We start from the raw sequence: 16,161 nt of genomic DNA, 5'->3' as shown, positions 1-16,161 counted from the left end.
CGATCAGAAGTCCATGTCACCGCCCGGCATGCCGCCCGGAGCGGCCGCGGCCTTCTCCGGCTTGTCGGCGATGACGGCCTCGGTGGTCAGGAACAGCGCCGCGATGGAGGCGGCGTTCTGCAGGGCGGAGCGGGTGACCTTCGCCGGGTCGATGATGCCCTCGGCGAGCATGTCGACGTACTCACCGGTCGCGGCGTTCAGGCCGTGGCCGACGGGGAGGTTGCGGACCTTCTCCACGACGACGCCGCCCTCGAGACCACCGTTGACGGCGATCTGCTTCAGCGGGGCCTCCAGGGCCAGCTTGACGGCGTTGGCACCGGTGGCCTCGTCGCCCTCCAGCTCGAGCTTCTCGAAGACCGCGGAGGCCTGCAGCAGGGCCACGCCACCACCGGCGACGATGCCCTCCTCGACGGCGGCCTTCGCGTTGCGGACGGCGTCCTCGATGCGGTGCTTGCGCTCCTTGAGCTCGACCTCGGTCGCGGCACCGGCCTTGATGACCGCCACGCCGCCGGCGAGCTTCGCCAGGCGCTCCTGCAGCTTCTCGCGGTCGTAGTCCGAGTCGGAGTTCTCGATCTCGGCGCGGATCTGGTTGACGCGACCCTGGACCTGGTCGCTGTCACCGGCACCGTCGACGATCGTGGTCTCGTCCTTGGTGATGACGACCTTGCGGGCGCGGCCGAGCAGGTCCAGGCCCGCGTTCTCGAGCTTGAGGCCGACCTCCTCGGAGATGACCGTGCCGCCCGTGAGGATGGCGATGTCGCCCAGCATGGCCTTGCGGCGGTCGCCGAAGCCCGGGGCCTTGACCGCGACGGAGCGGAAGGTGCCGCGGATCTTGTTGACGACCAGGGTCGACAGGGCCTCGCCCTCGACGTCCTCGGCGATGATCAGCAGCGGCTTGCCGGACTGCATGACCTTCTCCAGCAGCGGAAGGAGGTCCTTCACGTTGCTGACCTTGGAGTTGACGATCAGGATGTACGGGTCCTCCAGCGAGGCCTCCATACGCTCCATGTCGGTGGCGAAGTACGCCGAGATGTAACCCTTGTCGAAGCGCATACCCTCGGTGAGCTCCAGCTCCAGACCGAAGGTCTGGGACTCCTCGACGGTGATGACGCCTTCCTTGCCGACCTTGTCCATGGCCTCGGCGATGAGCTCGCCGATCTGGGTGTCGGCGGCGGAGATGGAGGCGGTCGAGGCGATCTGCTCCTTGGTCTCGACCTCCTTCGCCTGGTCCAGCAGGGCGCCGGAGACGGCCTCGACGGCCTTCTCGATGCCACGCTTGAGGGCCATCGGGTTGGCACCGGCAGCCACGTTGCGCAGGCCCTCGCGGACGAGCGCCTGGGCGAGGACGGTGGCGGTGGTCGTACCGTCGCCGGCGACGTCGTCCGTCTTCTTGGCGACTTCCTTGACCAGCTCGGCGCCGATCTTCTCGTACGGGTCCTCGAGCTCGATCTCCTTGGCGATGGAGACACCATCGTTGGTGATCGTGGGGGCGCCCCACTTCTTCTCAAGGACGACGTTGCGACCCTTGGGGCCAAGGGTGACCTTGACGGCGTCGGCGAGCTGGTTCATGCCGCGCTCGAGGCCGCGCCGGGCCTCCTCGTCGAACGCAATGATCTTGGCCATCTGAAGTGGTCCTCCAGGACTGGGGTTCCCCCTGCGCCGCCAGGCGCGCGGGGAGGGGTGGATTGCTCCGGACCGCGCCTGCGCCCGCGACGGACGGCCTGCGAGCCCGGCGGTTCCTTCCCGCCGGACCCTGCGGGCCTCACCGACCCGGTCCCGTGTAGTAGCACTCTCACTCGGAGAGTGCTAACGCCAATGATTAGCACTCGGCCCCCTCGAGTGCAAGCGGCTTCGGGTCATGACAGACCCCGCGCGCCCCACGGCGCGTCACGGCGGGCCACGGCGGGCCGCCGCGGGCCACGGCCGGCCGCGGCGAGCCACCGCGTCCGCGGCCGGCCGCGGACGCAACGAAGGGCCCGCACCCCTCCTCCGAGGTGCGGGCCCTTGCGTGTATGCGTCGGTGGTCGACCGCGCCGGGCTTAGACGGCGAGCTTGACCATGTCCGCCTGCGGACCCTTCTGGCCCTGCGAGATCTCGAACTCGACCCGCTGACCCTCTTCAAGGGTGCGGTACCCGTCCATCTGGATGGCGCTGTAGTGGACGAACACATCCGCACCACCGTCGACCGCGATGAAGCCGTAGCCCTTCTCCGCGTTGAACCACTTGACGGTGCCCTGAGCCATGCCTAACTCCCCTATTACTGGCCCTTGCGCAGGACCGCACTTCGCGGTCCCGGGTCAGAACTTGCGCCGGAACGCCTCGACCGCGGCTGAATGTATCTGCACCGGTGCTGTCTGCAACAGGTCAATCCGACGAGAATTCCGGTCAGTCAGAAAGCGCGAAATGAGATGAAAATTTGGCATTTACCCGGGCAACTCGGACCTGGCATATCGCGCCAAAGCCCCATACCGCACCCGCACATTGACTCAATGTCAACCCTCACGCGACCCGTTCATATGCGGCGGGCAAGAACAGCGGAGGGGACTTCCCCAACTCTACCGCGCCCAACCAAGCAGAATTGCCCCCTCCGCTTAATGCCGGAGGGGGCAATTCTGGGGTGGCCACATCAGGAGCCGGCGTCAGCAGCCGCCCGCGACCGCCGGGATGATCGAGACGCCCGCGCCGTCCGGCGTCGCCGCCTCCAAGCCGCCCTCGAAGCGCACGTCGTCGTCGTTGACGTAGACGTTGACGAAGCGGCGCAGCTTGCCCTGGTCGTCCAGGACGCGGGCGGCGATGCCCGGGTGGTTCGCCTCCAGCGACGCGATGACCTCGGCCAGCGTGGCGCCCTCGGCGGGCACCTCGGCCTGGCCGCCGGTGTAGGTGCGCAGGATGGTGGGGATGCGGACGTTGACGCTCATGGCGCTACTGCCTTTCCGGAAGTGCGGGGGAGGGTGGTCAGGCCAGGCCGGCGGCGCGGAACGCGTCCAGGCTGGGGCGGATGGTGGCGGTCTGGCCGCTGTCCGCGGCGACCGCCTCCAGGGTCTTCAGGCCGTCGCCGGTGTTGAGGACCACGGTGGTCAGCGACGGGTCCAGGCGGCCGTCCTCGATCAGCTTCTTCGTCACGCCGACGGTCACGCCGCCGGCGGTCTCGGCGAAGATGCCCTCGGTCCGGGCGAGGATCTTGATGGCCTCGACGACCTGCTCGTCGGTCACGTCCTCGACGTAGCCGCCGGTGCGCCGGGCGATGTCCAGCACGTACGGGCCGTCGGCCGGATTGCCGATCGCGAGGGACTTGGCGATGGTGTTCGGCTTCTGCGGACGGACCACGTCGTGGCCGGCCTTGAACGCCGTGGACACCGGGGAGCAGCCCTCGGCCTGGGCGCCGAAGATCTTGTACGGCTTGTCCTCGACCAGGCCCAGCTTGATCAGCTCCTGCAGCCCCTTGTCGATCTTGGTGAGCTGGGAGCCGGAGGCGATCGGGATGACGATCTGGTCGGGCAGCTGCCAGCCGAGCTGCTCGCAGATCTCGTACGCGAGCGTCTTGGAGCCCTCGCCGTAGTAGGGGCGCAGGTTCACGTTGACGAAGCCCCAGCCCTCGCCCAGCGGGTCGCCGATGAGCTCGGAGCAGAAGCGGTTCACGTCGTCGTAGTTGCCCTCGATGCCGACCAGGTCGCCGCCGTACACACCGGCCATGACGACCTTGCCCTGCTCCAGGTCGTGCGGGATGAACACGCAGGAGCGGAAGCCGGCCCGGGCGGCCGCGGCGCCGACGGCGCCGGCCAGGTTGCCGGTGGAGGAGCAGGACAGGGTGGTGAAGCCGAAGGCGCGGGCGGCCTCGACGGCGATCGCGACGACGCGGTCCTTGAAGGAGTGCGTCGGGTTGCCGGAGTCGTCCTTGACGTACAGCTTGCCGGTGACGCCGAGCTCCTTGGCCAGGTTCTCGGCGTCGACGAGCTTGGTGAAGCCCGGGTTCAGGCTCGGCTTCGCGGCCACGTCCGCGGGGACGGGCAGCAGCGGGGCGTAGCGCCAAATGTTGTTCGGACCGGCCTCGATCGCGGCGCGCAGGGCCGCGACGTCCTCGGCGGAGCCGGTGGCGGGCAGCTCGTACGCGACTTCCAGCGGACCGAAGCACTCGACGCAGGCGAAGATGGGCCCGAGCTCGAAACGGGTACCGCACTCCCGACAGGACAGGCCCGAGGCGGGGCCGAGGTCGACGGCGGAAGCAGAAGCGGAGGTTCCGGAAACAGGGGTGGCAACGGTCTGTGCAGCCATGATGGCGAGGCCCTTTCTCCTCATCTTCCCCATGGCGCACTTCGCCATGAGACGGAATTGGCACCTTCCCTAGCCGGGGACCTCGCTGCTGCTGCACGCAGTGGCGGGAAACCGACTGGAGGGTTGCCGGGGCTTCAACGGGCCGTGTCCCTCTGCCCCTCTGGATGAGCGGTATGGCACCGGGCCGCGCGCTCCATGGCGCACCCGGGCATTTGTCCGCGGGACCCCCGGCATGCGGCGGTCCTTCGCGTTGTTCAAGACTGTAACCGAAGGCTCGGGTGGTTGAGACGGCTGTCCGAAGCGCGAGATGGATCACTTTTCGGCCGGAACGGCCGCGGAACAGGACGAGGGAAGCAGGAGTGCCGAACGTGCTGGAAGAGGTGGAGCGCTGGCTTGCGGACCGCTCCTGGTCCGTGGCCGACCGACCGCTCGACCAGCTGCTCGCCGCGAAACGGGCTGCGGGCACGACGGTCAGCGTCGTGCTGCCCGCGCTCGACGAGGAGGCGACCGTCGGCGACATCGTCGAGGTGATCCGGCGCGATCTGATCGACGGCCGCGCCGTCCCGCTCGTGGACGAGCTGGTCGTGGTCGACTCCGGCTCCGCCGACCTGACCGCCGAGGTCGCCGCGAAGGCCGGCGCCCGCGTGGTCCACCGCGACGAGATCCTGCCGCGGATCCCGGCCCTGCCCGGCAAGGGCGAGGTGCTGTGGCGCTCGCTGCTGGCCACCACCGGCGACATCGTCTGCTTCGTCGACGCCGACCTGCGGGACTTCTCCTCCGCCTTCGTCACCGGGATCGTCGGCCCGCTGCTGACCGAGCCGGACGTGCAGTTCGTCAAGGCCATGTACGACCGCCCGCTCGGGGACGCCCCCGGCCAGGGCGGCCGCGTCACCGAGCTCGTCGCCCGCCCGCTGCTCAACCTGCACTGGCCGCAGCTGGCCGGATTCGTACAGCCGCTGGGCGGGGAGTACGCGGTGCGCCGCTCCCTGCTGGAACGTCTGCCCTTCCCCGTCGGCTACGGCGTCGAGCTGGGCCTGCTGGTCGACGCGCTGCACACCGTCGGGCTGGACGCCCTCGCGCAGGTGGACGTCGGCGTACGGCTCCACCGCCACCAGGACGGGCAGGCACTGGGCCGGATGGCCGCCGCGATCTACCGCACCGCGCAGCTGCGGCTCTCGCGCGGGCACCTCGTGCGGCCGGTGCTGACGCAGTTCGAGCGTGGGCCGGACGGGTTCGTACCGCGGACGCACGCCGTGGACACCGAGGAGCGGCCGCCGATGCTGGAGGTCAAGGAGTATGCGGGGCGGCGGGTGGCGTAACGCGGTCTTGCGGGCCGCCGACGGGCCCGTACGGGTCGCGTAAGGGGAGGGAACGGACGTTTGAGCGGGCGCGGGCCGGGCTAGGTTCGCCGCATGGCTTCCGAGGCTTCCCAGACTTCCCACGCCCTCCACTCGTCCCAGGTACTCGTCGCCGCCAACCGCGGGCCGCTCTCCTACGCCCACGGCGCCGACGGCACCCTCACCGCCCGGCGCGGCGGCGGCGGCCTGGTCTCCGGCCTGTCGGCCGCGCTGGACGGGCAGCCGGACGCGCTCTGGATCTGCGCCGCGCTGTCGGAAGGGGACCGCGAGGCGGTGCGGCGGGGCGTCGCCGAGCCGGGCGTGCGGATGCTGGACATCGACCCGGCGGTGTACGACGCCGCGTACAACGGCATCGCGAACTCGGTGCTGTGGTTCACCCACCACCACCTGTACGACATCCCGCGCACCCCCGTCTTCGACGCGGAGTTCCGGCGCCAGTGGGAGGCGTACACCGCCTACAACCGGGCCTTCGCCGAGGCGCTCGCCGAGGAGGCCGCCGAGGGGGCGTGCGTCCTGGTGCAGGACTACCACCTCGCGCTGGTCCCCGGGCAGCTGCGCGAGCTGCGGCCGGACCTGCGGATCGCGCACTTCACGCACACCCCGTGGGCGTCGCGGGACTTCCTGGACGTGCTGCCCGGCGACATCCGCGGCGAGCTGCTGTGGGGGATGCTCGGGGCGGACCTGGTGGGCTTCCACACCCGGGCGTGGGCGGACGCGTTCATGGCGGGCGCGCACCTCGACGACGAGCGGGGGACCGCGGAGCCGCGGATGCCGACGGGGACGGGCGGCGAGCGGTACGTGGCCAAGGCGCCGCGGGGGCCGGGGGCCGTGCGGCACCTGCGCACCGACGTGGCCGTGTACCCGCTGGGCGTCGACGGCGACGAACTGCGCCGGCTCGCGCACCGGCCCGAGGTCGACGACCGGCTGGCCGCGCTGCGGGCGGAGGTCGGCGACCGCAGGACCATCGTCCGGGTGGACCGGACCGAGCTGTCGAAGAACATCGTGCGGGGGCTGCTGGCCTACCGGGAGCTGCTGACGGTGCGGCCGCAGTGGCGGGGGCGGGTGGTGCACCTCGCCTCCGCGTATCCGTCCCGGCAGGACCTGGAGGTGTACCGGTCGTACACGGCGGCGGTACGGGAGCTGGCCGGGCGGATCAACGAGGAGTTCGGGACGGAGGACTGGCAGCCGGTGCTGCTGTCCGTGCAGGACGACTTCGCGCGGTCGCTGGCCGCGTACCGGATGGCGGACGTGGCGCTGGTCAATCCCGTCCGGGACGGGATGAACCTGGTGGCGAAGGAGATCCCGGTGCTGTCGGAGGCCGGCTGCGCGCTTGTCCTCTCCACGGGTGCGGGGGCGTACGGGGAGCTCCGGGAGGACGCCCTGACGGTGAACCCGTTCGACGTCACGGAGACTGCCGAGGCCTTGCACGCGGCCCTGTCGATGCCCGCCGCTGAACGCCTGGACCGCACGAAGCGCCTGGCCACGGCCGCCACGGCCCTGCCGCCGTCCCACTGGTTCGCGTCCCAGCTGACCGCCCTCCGCGCCCACTGACCGCCGCGCAGCGGCAGGAGACGGTCAGGACGGGAGGTGGGCGGCCAGTCGCGTCAGGTAGGCGGTGATGGCGGACGGACCCGGGAGGACCAGGTCGGCACGGGTGGCGAGGTCCTGGACCTCCTCCGAGCCGCTGCACAGCAGCAGGCCCGGCAGGCCCTCCGCCCGCCGTTTCTCCACGGCCGCGTACGCCGCGAGGTCGCCCAGGTCGTCCCCCGCGTAGACGACCGCCTCGGCGTCCACCTCCGCGAGGTATTCCGTCAGGGCCACGCCCTTGTCCATGCCGGGAGGCCTCAGCTCCAGCACGGCCCGCCCCGGCTCCACGATCAGCCCGTGCCGGGCGGCCAGCTCGGCCAGCGGCTCCCGCAGCGTGGCGAACGCGGCGGCCGGGTCGGCGGCCCGCCGGGTGTGGACGGCCAGGGCCCGGCCCTTCTCCTCGATCCAGGTGCCCCGCCAGGCCCCGATGGAGTCCAGGAACCCCGGCAGCTCGGCCCGCACCGCCGCCACCCCCGGGTGCTCGGCGGGCGCGTGCACGATCCCGGTGACGGCGTCCCACCGCTCGGCCCCGTAGTGGCCGAGGACGACCAGGTGCTCCAGCCCCGCCACCCCGGCGAAGCCCCCGAGCCGTACGGCGACACCGGCCGGCCGGCCGGTGATCACGGCGACGGAGCCGACGCGCGGGGCCAGCGCGGCGAGCGCCGGGACGGCGGCCGGATGGGCGCGGGCCTGGTCGGGGTCGGGCACGATCTCGGCGAGGGTGCCGTCGAAGTCGAGGGCGACGACGGCGCGCCGCGGTGCGCGGAGCAGGGCTGCGAGTCCCTCGCGGCCGGCAGCGGTGACGGGCATCGGCAGGTCGTGCGGCTGGCTCCCCATACCGATGACCCTAACGGCCCAGCGGTGCGACGGCTACGGCGCGCGGCCGGCCTCCCGCGCCGGCAGGTCAGCGTCGGGCACGCTAGCGCCGGGCCCGCTGCGCCTCGCGCAGCCGGCGCAGCCGGTTGACGGTCCCGGGGGCGTGGGCGAGGGCCCGCGGGTCGTCCATGAGGGCGTTGAGCAGCTGGTAGTAGCGGACCGGGGTCATCCCCAGCCCCTCGCGTATCGCGCGCTCCTTGGCGCCGGGGCCGGGCCAGGTGCGCCCCTCGTAGGCGAGCACGGCGGCCTCGGCGGCCGTCAGCCGCCCGCCCTGCTGCTCACCGTCCTGCCCGGCGTCCGTCATACGGCCAGATTAACGCCGCTCACCGACACCCCTGGCGAGGCCCGTCGCGTCAGCGTCCGTCCGCCGTGCGGGCCGCCGTGGCGATGCCCTCCAGGACCTTCGCGGGCTGTCCGCCGGGCTGTACGGCCTTGCCGATGTTCTGCTTGACGTCCTCGCTCACGCCGGCCCAGGACTTCTTGCCGACGGGGTAGAGCCGGGCGTTGGGCAGGGCCTGGAGGAAGGTCTTCAGCTGGGCCGCCGAGCCGCCGCCGGCGGACTCCATCGCCCGGTAGCCGCTGGTGGTGACCGGCAGCAGGTCGTACTTGCCGGTGAAGGCGGTCACGTTCTTCGTCTCGTAGAGGTAGTCGAGGAACTTGCCGGACTGCACGCGGTGGCCGTTCTTGAACGCCATGATCCAGTCGGCGACGCCCATCGTGGAGTGGTCGGTGCCGTCGACGGTGGGCAGGGGCACCATGCCGAACTTCACGCCCTTCTCGGCGGCCTGCTTGATCAGGGTGGGGTGCCCGTTGAGCATGCCGACCTCGCCGCGCGTGAAGGCGTCGAAGGCGGCCTGCCGGTCGGTCTTGGCCGGCTCGTTCGGTCCGGTCAGCCCCTGGCCGACCAGCTTGTCGCGCAGGAACTCGAAGGTCTTGACGTTCTCGGCGGAGTCGATCGCGTAACCCTCCTCGTTGTCGGTGTAGCCACCGCCGCCCGCGAGCATCCACATCATCGTCTCGGCCTGGGCCTCCTCGCGGCCGAGCGGCAGCGCGAAGGGGGTCGCCACGCCGGCGGCCTTGAGCTTCTTGGCGGCGGCTTCGAGGTCGGCCCAGCTCTTGGGCTGCCAGCCGGCCTTGGAGTCCTTGGGGATGACCCCGGCGTCGCCGAGCAGCTTCTCGTTGTAGAAGAGCAGGCGGGTGCTGGCCACGAAGGGCATGCCGTACTGCACGCGGCGGATCCTGCCGGCCTCGGCGAGCGGTGCGAGGAAGTCGGCCTCGGTCTTGACGGAGAGGAGCTCCTCCGCGGTGTAGAGCTTGCCGGCGGCCGCGTAGTCGGCGTAGGCGCCGATCTGTGCGATGTCGGGGGCCTTGCCGGCCTTGACCATGGCGGCGACCTTGGCGTCGACCTCGGACCAGTTGTAGACGCTGACCTCGACCTTGGTGCCGGGGTGGGTCTTCTCGAAGCCGGCGGCGAGGTCCTTCCAGTAGCCGGTCGAGGAGTTCTGCGGATTGTCCCCGTAGTCGGCCGCCACGACCCGCAGGGTCACCTCGTTGTCCCCGGTGACACCCGCGCAGCCGGTCAGTGTCGCCGCGGTCGTGCAGAGTGCGGCGCCGACGGCGGCCAGGCTCAGGTAACGGCCCTTCACAGTTCTCGATCCACCCCAGGTTGTACGTACGATCCACGTAAGGTCTACACCACTTTGGCGGCTCTTCCACATCCGGATCCCTCTCGGCCCCCGAATTTGTATGGCGGTTCAACAATCCCCTCCAATGGACTAGACCTTTCCCCGGCGAACACGCGAGACTGTCACCTGTGAAACCCGTGAAACACGTCATCGCCCTCGATGTGGGCGGCACCGGGATCAAGGCCGCCCTCATCGCCGACGACGGCACCCTGCTCCACGAAGCGCGCCGCGCCACCGGCCGCGACCGGGGCCCCGACGCCGTCGTCGGGACGATCCTGGACTTCGCCGCCGAGCTGTACGCGCTGGGCCGCGAACGCTTCGGCGCGCCCGCCCGCGCGGCCGGCGTGGCCGTGCCCGGCATCGTCGACGCCGAGAGCGGCACCGCCGTCTACGCGGCGAACCTCGGCTGGCGCGACGTACCGCTGCGCGCGCTGGTCAGCAGCCGCCTCGGCTCCCTCCCCGTGGCCCTGGGCCACGACGTGCGCACGGGCGGACTCGCCGAAGGCCGCATCGGGGCCGGCCGCGGCGCCGACCGCTTCCTGTTCGTCCCCCTCGGCACCGGCATCGCCGGCGCCATCGGCATCGCCGGCCGCATCGAGGCCGGCGCCCACGGGTACGCCGGCGAGATCGGCCACATCGTGGTCCGCCCCGGCGGACCCGCCTGCGGCTGCGGCCAGCGCGGCTGCCTGGAGACCCTCGCCTCCGCCTCCGCCGTCAGCCGCGCCTGGGCGGCCGCCTCGGGCGACCCCGGCGCCGACGCCGCGGACTGCGCCAAGGCCGTCGCCTCGGGCGACGAGCGGGCCCGGCAGGTGTGGGACACCGCCGTCGGCGCGCTCGCGGACGGCCTGGTCACCGCGCTCACCCTGCTCGACCCCCGCACCCTGATCATCGGCGGCGGGCTCGCCGAGGCCGGGGAAACCCTCTTCACCCCGCTGCGGGCGGCCGTCGAGGAGCGCGTGACGTTCCAGCGGCTGCCCCACATCGTCCCGGCGGCCCTCGGGGACACCGCCGGATGCCTGGGCGCAGGGCTGCTCGCCTGGGACCTACTCGCCACGGAGGTACCTGCCTGATGTCCGGAAGCGCACACAGCACCGTCCTCTCCGGCGCCAGGGTCGTGCTGCCGACCGGCATCGTGGCGGGCGGCCGCGTCATCGTCGAGGGCGACCGCATCGCCGGCGCGGCCCGCGAGGACACGGCCGTGGTCGACCTGTCCGGGCACTGGCTGGTCCCCGGCTTCGTCGACATGCACAACCACGGCGGAGGCGGCGCCTCCTTCACCTCCGGCACCGCCGAGGAGGTCCTCAAGGGCGTGACGACCCACCGCGAGCACGGCACCACCACCCTGGTCGCCTCCACCGTCACCGGCGACCTCGACGAACTCGCCCGCCGCGCCGGCCTGCTCGCCGAGCTCACCCAGCAGGGCGAGATCGCCGGCATCCACTTCGAGGGCCCGTTCATCAACCCCTGCCGCAAGGGCGCGCACAAGGAGGAGCTGCTGCGCGACCCCGACCCGGCCGAGGTCCGCAAACTCGTCGACGCCGCGCACGGCGCCGCCCGCATGGTCACCCTCGCCACCGAGCTGCCGGGCGGCCTGGACTCCGTACGGCTGCTCGCCGAACACGGGGTGATCGCCGCGATCGGGCACACCGACTCCACGTACGACCAGACCCGCCAGGCCATCGACGCGGGCGCGACCGTGGCCACCCACCTGTACAACGCCATGCCGGGCATGGAACACCGCGCCCCGGGGCCGATCGCCGCGCTGCTGGAGGACGAGCGGGTCACCGTCGAACTGATCAACGACGGCACCCACCTGCACCCGGCCATGCTGGAGCTGGCCTTCCACCACGCCGGCGCCCACCGCGTCGCGCTCATCACCGACGCGATGGACGCCGCCGGCTTCGGCGACGGGACCTACCACCTCGGGCCGCTGGAGGTCGAGGTGAAGCAGGGCGTCGCCCGCCTCGTCGAGGGCGGCTCCATCGCCGGCTCCACGCTGACCCTGGACACCGCCTTCAAGCGGTCGGTGACCCTGGACCGGCTTCCCGTGGAGTCCGTGGTCCAGGCGATCTCCGCCAATCCGGCCAAACTGCTCGGCCTGTACGACGAGGTCGGCTCCCTGGAGCCCGGCAAGTACGCGGACCTGGTCGTGCTGGACGCCGAGTTCGGCCTCAAGGGCGTCATGCGGCGCGGCGAATGGATCGTCAGGCCGCAGGGCTGAGCAGCCGGCTCCGCATGGCCGAGAACCCGGCGGCCGCAAAGCCGAGCAGCCGCCTGCCGCGCGGCTGAGCAGACCTCAGGCCCCGGGCGCGGCCCGCCCGTACGGGCCCCGCGCGGCCGATCGGCCGTACCCGGCAGCACGTGCGGAGGCGGCCCGGCCCCCGGGGCTGGGCCGCTCCCGGTGGTCTTTGACATGATCCCGGCACACACCGAGACCGGGGCTTGCCATGATCCTGACCGTGACGCTCAACACCGCACTCGACGTCACCCACCGCGTACCGCGGCTGATTCCGCACACCTCGCACCGGGCCGCCGCCGTGACCGAGCGGCCCGGCGGCAAGGGGCTGAACGTCGCCCGCGTCCTGGCCGCGCTCGGCCACCGGGTCACCGCGACCGGCTTCGCGGGCGGCCGCACGGGCGCGGCCGTACGCGAACTGCTCGCCGACTCCCCCGGCGTGACCGACGCCCTGGTCCCCTGCGCGGGCTCCACGCGCCGCACCCTGGCCGTGGTCGACGAGGCCTCCGGCGACACCACCCAGTTCAACGAGCCGGGCCCGCTGATCGATTCCACGGAGTGGGCTCGGTTCCTCGACCGCTACCGGGAGCTCGTCGCCGGAGCCGACGCGGTGGCCCTGTGCGGCAGCCTGCCGCCGGGCGTGCCCGTCGGCGCGTACGCCGTCCTGGTCCGCACCGCCCGCGCGGCCGGCACACCCGTGCTCCTCGACACCAGCGGCGAGGCCCTGCGCCGCGGAATCGCCGCCCGCCCCGAGCTGGTCAAGCCGAACGCCGCCGAGCTCGCCGAGCTGACCGGCTCGCGCGAACCGCTCCAGGCCACCCGCGACGCCCGCCGCCGCGGCGCGCACGCCGTCGTCGCCTCCCTCGGGGCGCAGGGGATGCTCGCCGCCACCGCCGAGGGCGCCTGGCAGGCCGCCCCGCCCCAGGCCCTGGCGGGCAACCCCACCGGGGCCGGCGACTCCGCCGTCGCGGGCCTGCTGTCGGGCCTGGTCGAGGGGCTGGACTGGCCGGACCGCCTGGTCCGCGCGGTCGCCCTGTCCGCCGCCACGGTCTGCGCCCCGGCGGCGGGAGAGTTCGACCCCCGCACCTACGAACGGGTGCGGGGGTCGGTGAAGGTGACGCAGCCTTAGCGGACCTGCGAGGTCAGCCCCGCTCCAGCCACAGCTGGTCGAGGTTGACCTCGCACTGGTTGCCGGCCTCGCACGACATCTTCACCGTGTTCGTGCCCTGCTTGAGCTGCACGAGCGACCAGGTGTAGGTCCAGCCCTTGTCCCACTCGCCCGGCTTGGCCTGGCTGAAGTTCTTCATGTTGATGGCGCGTTCCTGCTTCTCGCCGTTGACGGTCAGCGTCATGCTGGCGTCCTTGCCCGGCACGCCGTAGACCACCTTCAGCTTGTACTGGCCCGCCTTGGCCACGTCCACGGTCCAAGTCGCCGCCGCACCGGGCGTGTTCAGCCCGCCCACGTACTGGCCGCCGGCGCTCTTCGCGCCCGGCACGGTGTTCTGCAGCATCGCACCGCCGGTCAGGGCCATGCCCGCGCCCGAGGCGTCCGCCTTCGGCAGCGGGACGTCCGCCGAGGCCGAGGGGCTCGGGGCGTCCGCCGAGGCGGAGTTCTGCGGCTGCGCGGACTGGTTCTGCCCCTGCCCTCCCTTGTCGGCGTTCTTCTTGTCCCCGTCCTTGTCACCGAAGGCCAGGGCCGCGCCGATGCCGATGACGACCGCGCCGAGCACCGCGACCGCCGCGATCAGCATGCCGCGCCGGCTGGAGCCGGACCCGGAGCCGCCGCGGCCGCCGCTGCGGCCGCCCGCGCCGTTGCCGGGGGCCTGCATGGACGCGGTGGGGTGCGGCTGCTGCTGCGGAACGCCGTAGCCGCCCGCCTGGAGCGCCTCGGGGGCCTGGTACTGCGCCTGGTAGCCCGGCTGCGCCTGCGGGGGAACGGCGCCGCGCTGGCCGCCGTACGTCCGCTCGCCGACCGTGCGCACCTGGTTGTACGAGGTGCGGGGGACACCGCGCTGCGCACCGGGCTGCCCGCCGACCGTCGGGCCTGGGTAGGCGTAACCACCGCCCGGCGGGGGCGGGGTGGCTCCGGCAGCCTGGCCGTCCGCGTAGAGGTAGCCGAACGGGTCGTCCTCCTCGGGCTTGTTCGCCCCACCGTTCGGGCCGTTGTTCGCGGGCGTCGTCATCGCAGGTCACTCCTTTCGACCCCCGGGAGCCTACCCCGAACACGTGCACCCACGAGCGGCCGACGGCCTCAGCCCGCCCGGCGGTGCGCCTTGGAACGGGACCTTTTCTCCATGTACATCCGCTGGTCGGCCGAGCGCAGCACCTCTTCCGCCGACATCCCGCAGCTGGCCCAGCCGATGCCGAAGCTGGCGCCGACCCGCACGGCGCGGCCGTCGACCCGGATCGGCGGGACGATCGCGTTGCGCAGCCGTACGGCGAGGTCGGCGGCGTCGGCGGCGCCCAGGCCGTCGGCGAGGACGACGAATTCGTCACCCCCGAGCCGGGCCACCGTGTCGCCGTCGCGGACCCCCGTCGTCAGGCGGCGGGCCACCTCGATGAGGACCGCGTCGCCGGTGTGGTGCCCGAACCGGTCGTTGATCGACTTGAAGCCGTCGAGGTCGCAGAAGAGCACCGCGAGCCCCTTCGTCCCGTCGTCCAGCTCGGAGGCGGGCGCCACCGTGTGCACGTGGTGGTCGTACGGGCCCGCGCCCGCGCCGCCGGACAGCTCGAAGGGCTCGGGGAAGCCGTCGGGCCGGAAACCGTGCTCCGCGCCCCCTGCGCCCGCCCCGCCCCCGCCCGCGCCCACGGCCCCGCCCTGCCCCTCGTACGCCGCGTCCAGGGCCTCCACGGCCCCGGCCCGGACCGCCTGCGGCAGCCGGCACAGCCGCGCCGAGAGCCGGGCGCGCAGCTCGGCGCTGTTGGGCAGGCCGGTCAGCGAGTCGTGGCTGGCCCGGTGGGCGAGCTGGAGCTCGTGCCGCTTGCGCTCCTCGATGTCCTCGACGTGGGTGAGCAGGAACCGCGGCCCGTCGGCGGCGTCCGCGACGACGGAGTTGCGCAGCGAGACCCAGAGGTAGGTCCCGTCGCGGCGGCCGAGGCGCAGCTCGGCGCGCCCGCCCTCGGCGGAGGTCCGCAGCAGGGTGCCGATGTCCTCGGGGTGGACCAGGTCGGAGAAGGAGTACCGGCGCAGGACCGACGCCGGGCGGCCGAGCAGCCGGCACAGGGCGTCGTTGGTGCGCAGCAGCCGGCCGTGCTGGTCCCCGCCCATCTCGGCGATGGCCATGCCGCTGGGCGCGTACTCGAAGGCCTGCCGGAAGGACTCCTCGCTGGCGCGCAGCGCCTGCTGCTCGCGCTCCAGGCGGACCAGGGCCCGCTGCATGTTCGCGCGGAGCCGGGCATTGCTGATCGCAATGGCCGCCTGGAAGGCGTACATCTGCAGCGCCTCGCGCCCCCACGCGCCGGGGTGGCGCCCGTTGCGCGGCCTGTCCACCGAAATGACACCCAGGAGTTCCCCGCCGGACGCGTACATGGGGGCGTACAACCGGTCCTCGGGGTGCCACTCGTCCTCGAACCGCGGATCGGGGCCGTCGGTGTGCCACTGGGGCACGTCGTCCTCCAGCAGGACCCAGCCCTCGGTGTGCGGGATGAAGCGCAGGCCGTCCCAGTCCTCGCCCATGGCCAGGCGCCGCTCCCAGGAGGCGCGGGAGCCGACGCGGCCGGTGATGAGGGCTTCCGCGGCGGGGTCACCTGCGAAGGCGGCGACGACGAGATCGCCGTCAGGGCGTACGAGGTTGACGCAGGCGAGTTCGTAGCCGAGGCCCGTGACGATGCCGTCCACGACGGTCTGCAGAGTGTCCGCCAGGCTCCTGGCCGTGTTGAGCTCGGCCACCACCCGGTGCAGCTGCCGCAGGGTCGCAAGACGGACGTACGGCTCCGACTCGGTCTCCATTGCTCGCTCTCCCCGAGACCTCGACAGCAACTCCAGGTTTGTCATCGGCGTTTCGTTGCGGTGTCTCGTCCACTGAATCACAGTGAGCTGTGCGGCAGGTACACAGGGTCAACAAATCTTGCCCTCTGTGACTCAAGTCACATGAGATGAATAAAGGTGTGCGGAAAAGGGGCACGGCGTCCGGGAACGCTCCCCGCC

Annotated in this window: 14 protein-coding genes and 1 riboswitch; of the genes, 5 read left to right on the top strand and 9 right to left on the bottom strand. The window is 72.3% G+C overall.

Annotation, left to right across the window (positions count from 1 at the left end; translation table 11 throughout):
• Positions 1-3: 3 nt before the first annotated feature.
• The 4 genes from groL to thrC all read right to left on the bottom strand — a co-directional run bounded on the left by groL (position 4) and on the right by thrC (position 4,272).
• Positions 4-1,623 carry a chaperonin GroEL gene (gene groL / locus AB0F11_RS22400; protein ID WP_362176449.1) on the bottom strand — a complete coding sequence of 540 codons (1,620 nt, stop codon included), beginning with the start codon at positions 1,621-1,623 and terminating at the stop codon, positions 4-6.
• 416 nt (positions 1,624-2,039) lie between these two features.
• The gene (locus tag AB0F11_RS22395; protein ID WP_005315736.1) at positions 2,040-2,243 is read right to left on the bottom strand and encodes a cold-shock protein; all 204 of its coding nucleotides are present in this window, start codon (positions 2,241-2,243) and stop codon (positions 2,040-2,042) included.
• 396 nt (positions 2,244-2,639) lie between these two features.
• The gene (locus AB0F11_RS22390) at positions 2,640-2,918 is read right to left on the bottom strand and encodes a MoaD/ThiS family protein (RefSeq protein WP_114058066.1); all 279 of its coding nucleotides are present in this window, start codon (positions 2,916-2,918) and stop codon (positions 2,640-2,642) included.
• A gap of 37 nt (positions 2,919-2,955) precedes the next feature.
• The gene (gene thrC, locus AB0F11_RS22385) at positions 2,956-4,272 is read right to left on the bottom strand and encodes a threonine synthase (protein ID WP_362176446.1); all 1,317 of its coding nucleotides are present in this window, start codon (positions 4,270-4,272) and stop codon (positions 2,956-2,958) included.
• A gap of 17 nt (positions 4,273-4,289) precedes the next feature.
• Positions 4,290-4,443, bottom strand: a riboswitch (SAM riboswitch).
• A gap of 197 nt (positions 4,444-4,640) precedes the next feature.
• Here thrC and AB0F11_RS22380 point away from each other — a divergent pair.
• Together AB0F11_RS22380 and AB0F11_RS22375 are read left to right on the top strand one after the other, a co-directional pair.
• Complete coding sequence (locus AB0F11_RS22380) at positions 4,641-5,591, top strand: glucosyl-3-phosphoglycerate synthase (protein ID WP_362176443.1); 951 nt, start codon at positions 4,641-4,643, stop codon at positions 5,589-5,591.
• Between the two features lie 93 nt (positions 5,592-5,684).
• Positions 5,685-7,181, top strand: coding sequence for a trehalose-6-phosphate synthase (locus AB0F11_RS22375; RefSeq protein WP_362176440.1), 1,497 nt, complete (start codon positions 5,685-5,687; stop codon positions 7,179-7,181).
• 24 nt (positions 7,182-7,205) lie between these two features.
• Here the strand turns inward: AB0F11_RS22375 and otsB are convergent, their stop codons facing one another.
• From otsB to AB0F11_RS22360, 3 genes are all read right to left on the bottom strand, one after another.
• The gene (gene otsB / locus AB0F11_RS22370) at positions 7,206-8,054 is read right to left on the bottom strand and encodes a trehalose-phosphatase (protein WP_362176437.1); all 849 of its coding nucleotides are present in this window, start codon (positions 8,052-8,054) and stop codon (positions 7,206-7,208) included.
• Between the two features lie 82 nt (positions 8,055-8,136).
• Entirely contained in the window at positions 8,137-8,397 is a 261-nt protein-coding gene (locus tag AB0F11_RS22365) for a DUF3263 domain-containing protein (RefSeq protein ID WP_362176434.1), read from the bottom strand.
• 49 nt (positions 8,398-8,446) lie between these two features.
• The gene (locus tag AB0F11_RS22360; protein WP_362176431.1) at positions 8,447-9,739 is read right to left on the bottom strand and encodes an extracellular solute-binding protein; all 1,293 of its coding nucleotides are present in this window, start codon (positions 9,737-9,739) and stop codon (positions 8,447-8,449) included.
• A 176-nt stretch (positions 9,740-9,915) separates the two neighbouring features.
• Between AB0F11_RS22360 and AB0F11_RS22355 the strand changes: the two genes are divergently transcribed.
• The 3 genes from AB0F11_RS22355 (at position 9,916) to AB0F11_RS22345 (ending at position 13,143) form a co-directional block, all read left to right on the top strand.
• The gene (locus AB0F11_RS22355) at positions 9,916-10,848 is read left to right on the top strand and encodes an ROK family protein (protein ID WP_362176493.1); all 933 of its coding nucleotides are present in this window, start codon (positions 9,916-9,918) and stop codon (positions 10,846-10,848) included.
• Positions 10,848-11,999 carry an N-acetylglucosamine-6-phosphate deacetylase gene (gene nagA / locus AB0F11_RS22350; RefSeq protein ID WP_362176428.1) on the top strand — a complete coding sequence of 384 codons (1,152 nt, stop codon included), beginning with the start codon at positions 10,848-10,850 and terminating at the stop codon, positions 11,997-11,999. The genes AB0F11_RS22355 and nagA overlap by 1 nt, the downstream gene beginning before the upstream one ends.
• A gap of 226 nt (positions 12,000-12,225) precedes the next feature.
• Entirely contained in the window at positions 12,226-13,143 is a 918-nt protein-coding gene (locus tag AB0F11_RS22345) for a 1-phosphofructokinase family hexose kinase (RefSeq protein ID WP_362176425.1), read from the top strand.
• A gap of 13 nt (positions 13,144-13,156) precedes the next feature.
• On the opposite strand, the gene AB0F11_RS22340 is transcribed toward AB0F11_RS22345, so the two are convergent.
• On the bottom strand, positions 13,157-14,197 hold the full coding sequence (locus AB0F11_RS22340) for a carbohydrate-binding protein (protein WP_362176422.1): 1,041 nt from the start codon (positions 14,195-14,197) through the stop codon (positions 13,157-13,159).
• Between the two features lie 68 nt (positions 14,198-14,265).
• Entirely contained in the window at positions 14,266-15,963 is a 1,698-nt protein-coding gene (gene cdgB, locus AB0F11_RS22335) for a diguanylate cyclase CdgB (protein WP_362176419.1), read from the bottom strand.
• Positions 15,964-16,161: the final 198 nt, after the last annotated feature.

This window comes from Streptomyces sp. NPDC032472 (assembly GCF_040636955.1).
GTDB lineage: Bacteria > Actinomycetota > Actinomycetes > Streptomycetales > Streptomycetaceae > Streptomyces.
Note: the sequence above shows the minus strand (reverse complement) of the source record. Positions and strands in the feature narration are given on the sequence as shown.

Coding starts and splice junctions, on each gene's coding strand:
- groL (WP_362176449.1), bottom strand. CDS start 1,623: ATGGCCAAGATCATTGCGTTCGACGAGGAGGCCCGGCGCGGCCTCGAG.
- AB0F11_RS22395 (WP_005315736.1), bottom strand. CDS start 2,243: ATGGCTCAGGGCACCGTCAAGTGGTTCAACGCGGAGAAGGGCTACGGC.
- AB0F11_RS22390 (WP_114058066.1), bottom strand. CDS start 2,918: ATGAGCGTCAACGTCCGCATCCCCACCATCCTGCGCACCTACACCGGC.
- thrC (WP_362176446.1), bottom strand. CDS start 4,272: ATGGCTGCACAGACCGTTGCCACCCCTGTTTCCGGAACCTCCGCTTCT.
- AB0F11_RS22375 (WP_362176440.1), top strand. CDS start 5,685: ATGGCTTCCGAGGCTTCCCAGACTTCCCACGCCCTCCACTCGTCCCAG.
- otsB (WP_362176437.1), bottom strand. CDS start 8,054: ATGGGGAGCCAGCCGCACGACCTGCCGATGCCCGTCACCGCTGCCGGC.
- AB0F11_RS22365 (WP_362176434.1), bottom strand. CDS start 8,397: ATGACGGACGCCGGGCAGGACGGTGAGCAGCAGGGCGGGCGGCTGACG.
- nagA (WP_362176428.1), top strand. CDS start 10,848: ATGTCCGGAAGCGCACACAGCACCGTCCTCTCCGGCGCCAGGGTCGTG.
- AB0F11_RS22345 (WP_362176425.1), top strand. CDS start 12,226: ATGATCCTGACCGTGACGCTCAACACCGCACTCGACGTCACCCACCGC.
- AB0F11_RS22340 (WP_362176422.1), bottom strand. CDS start 14,197: ATGACGACGCCCGCGAACAACGGCCCGAACGGTGGGGCGAACAAGCCC.
- cdgB (WP_362176419.1), bottom strand. CDS start 15,963: ATGGAGACCGAGTCGGAGCCGTACGTCCGTCTTGCGACCCTGCGGCAG.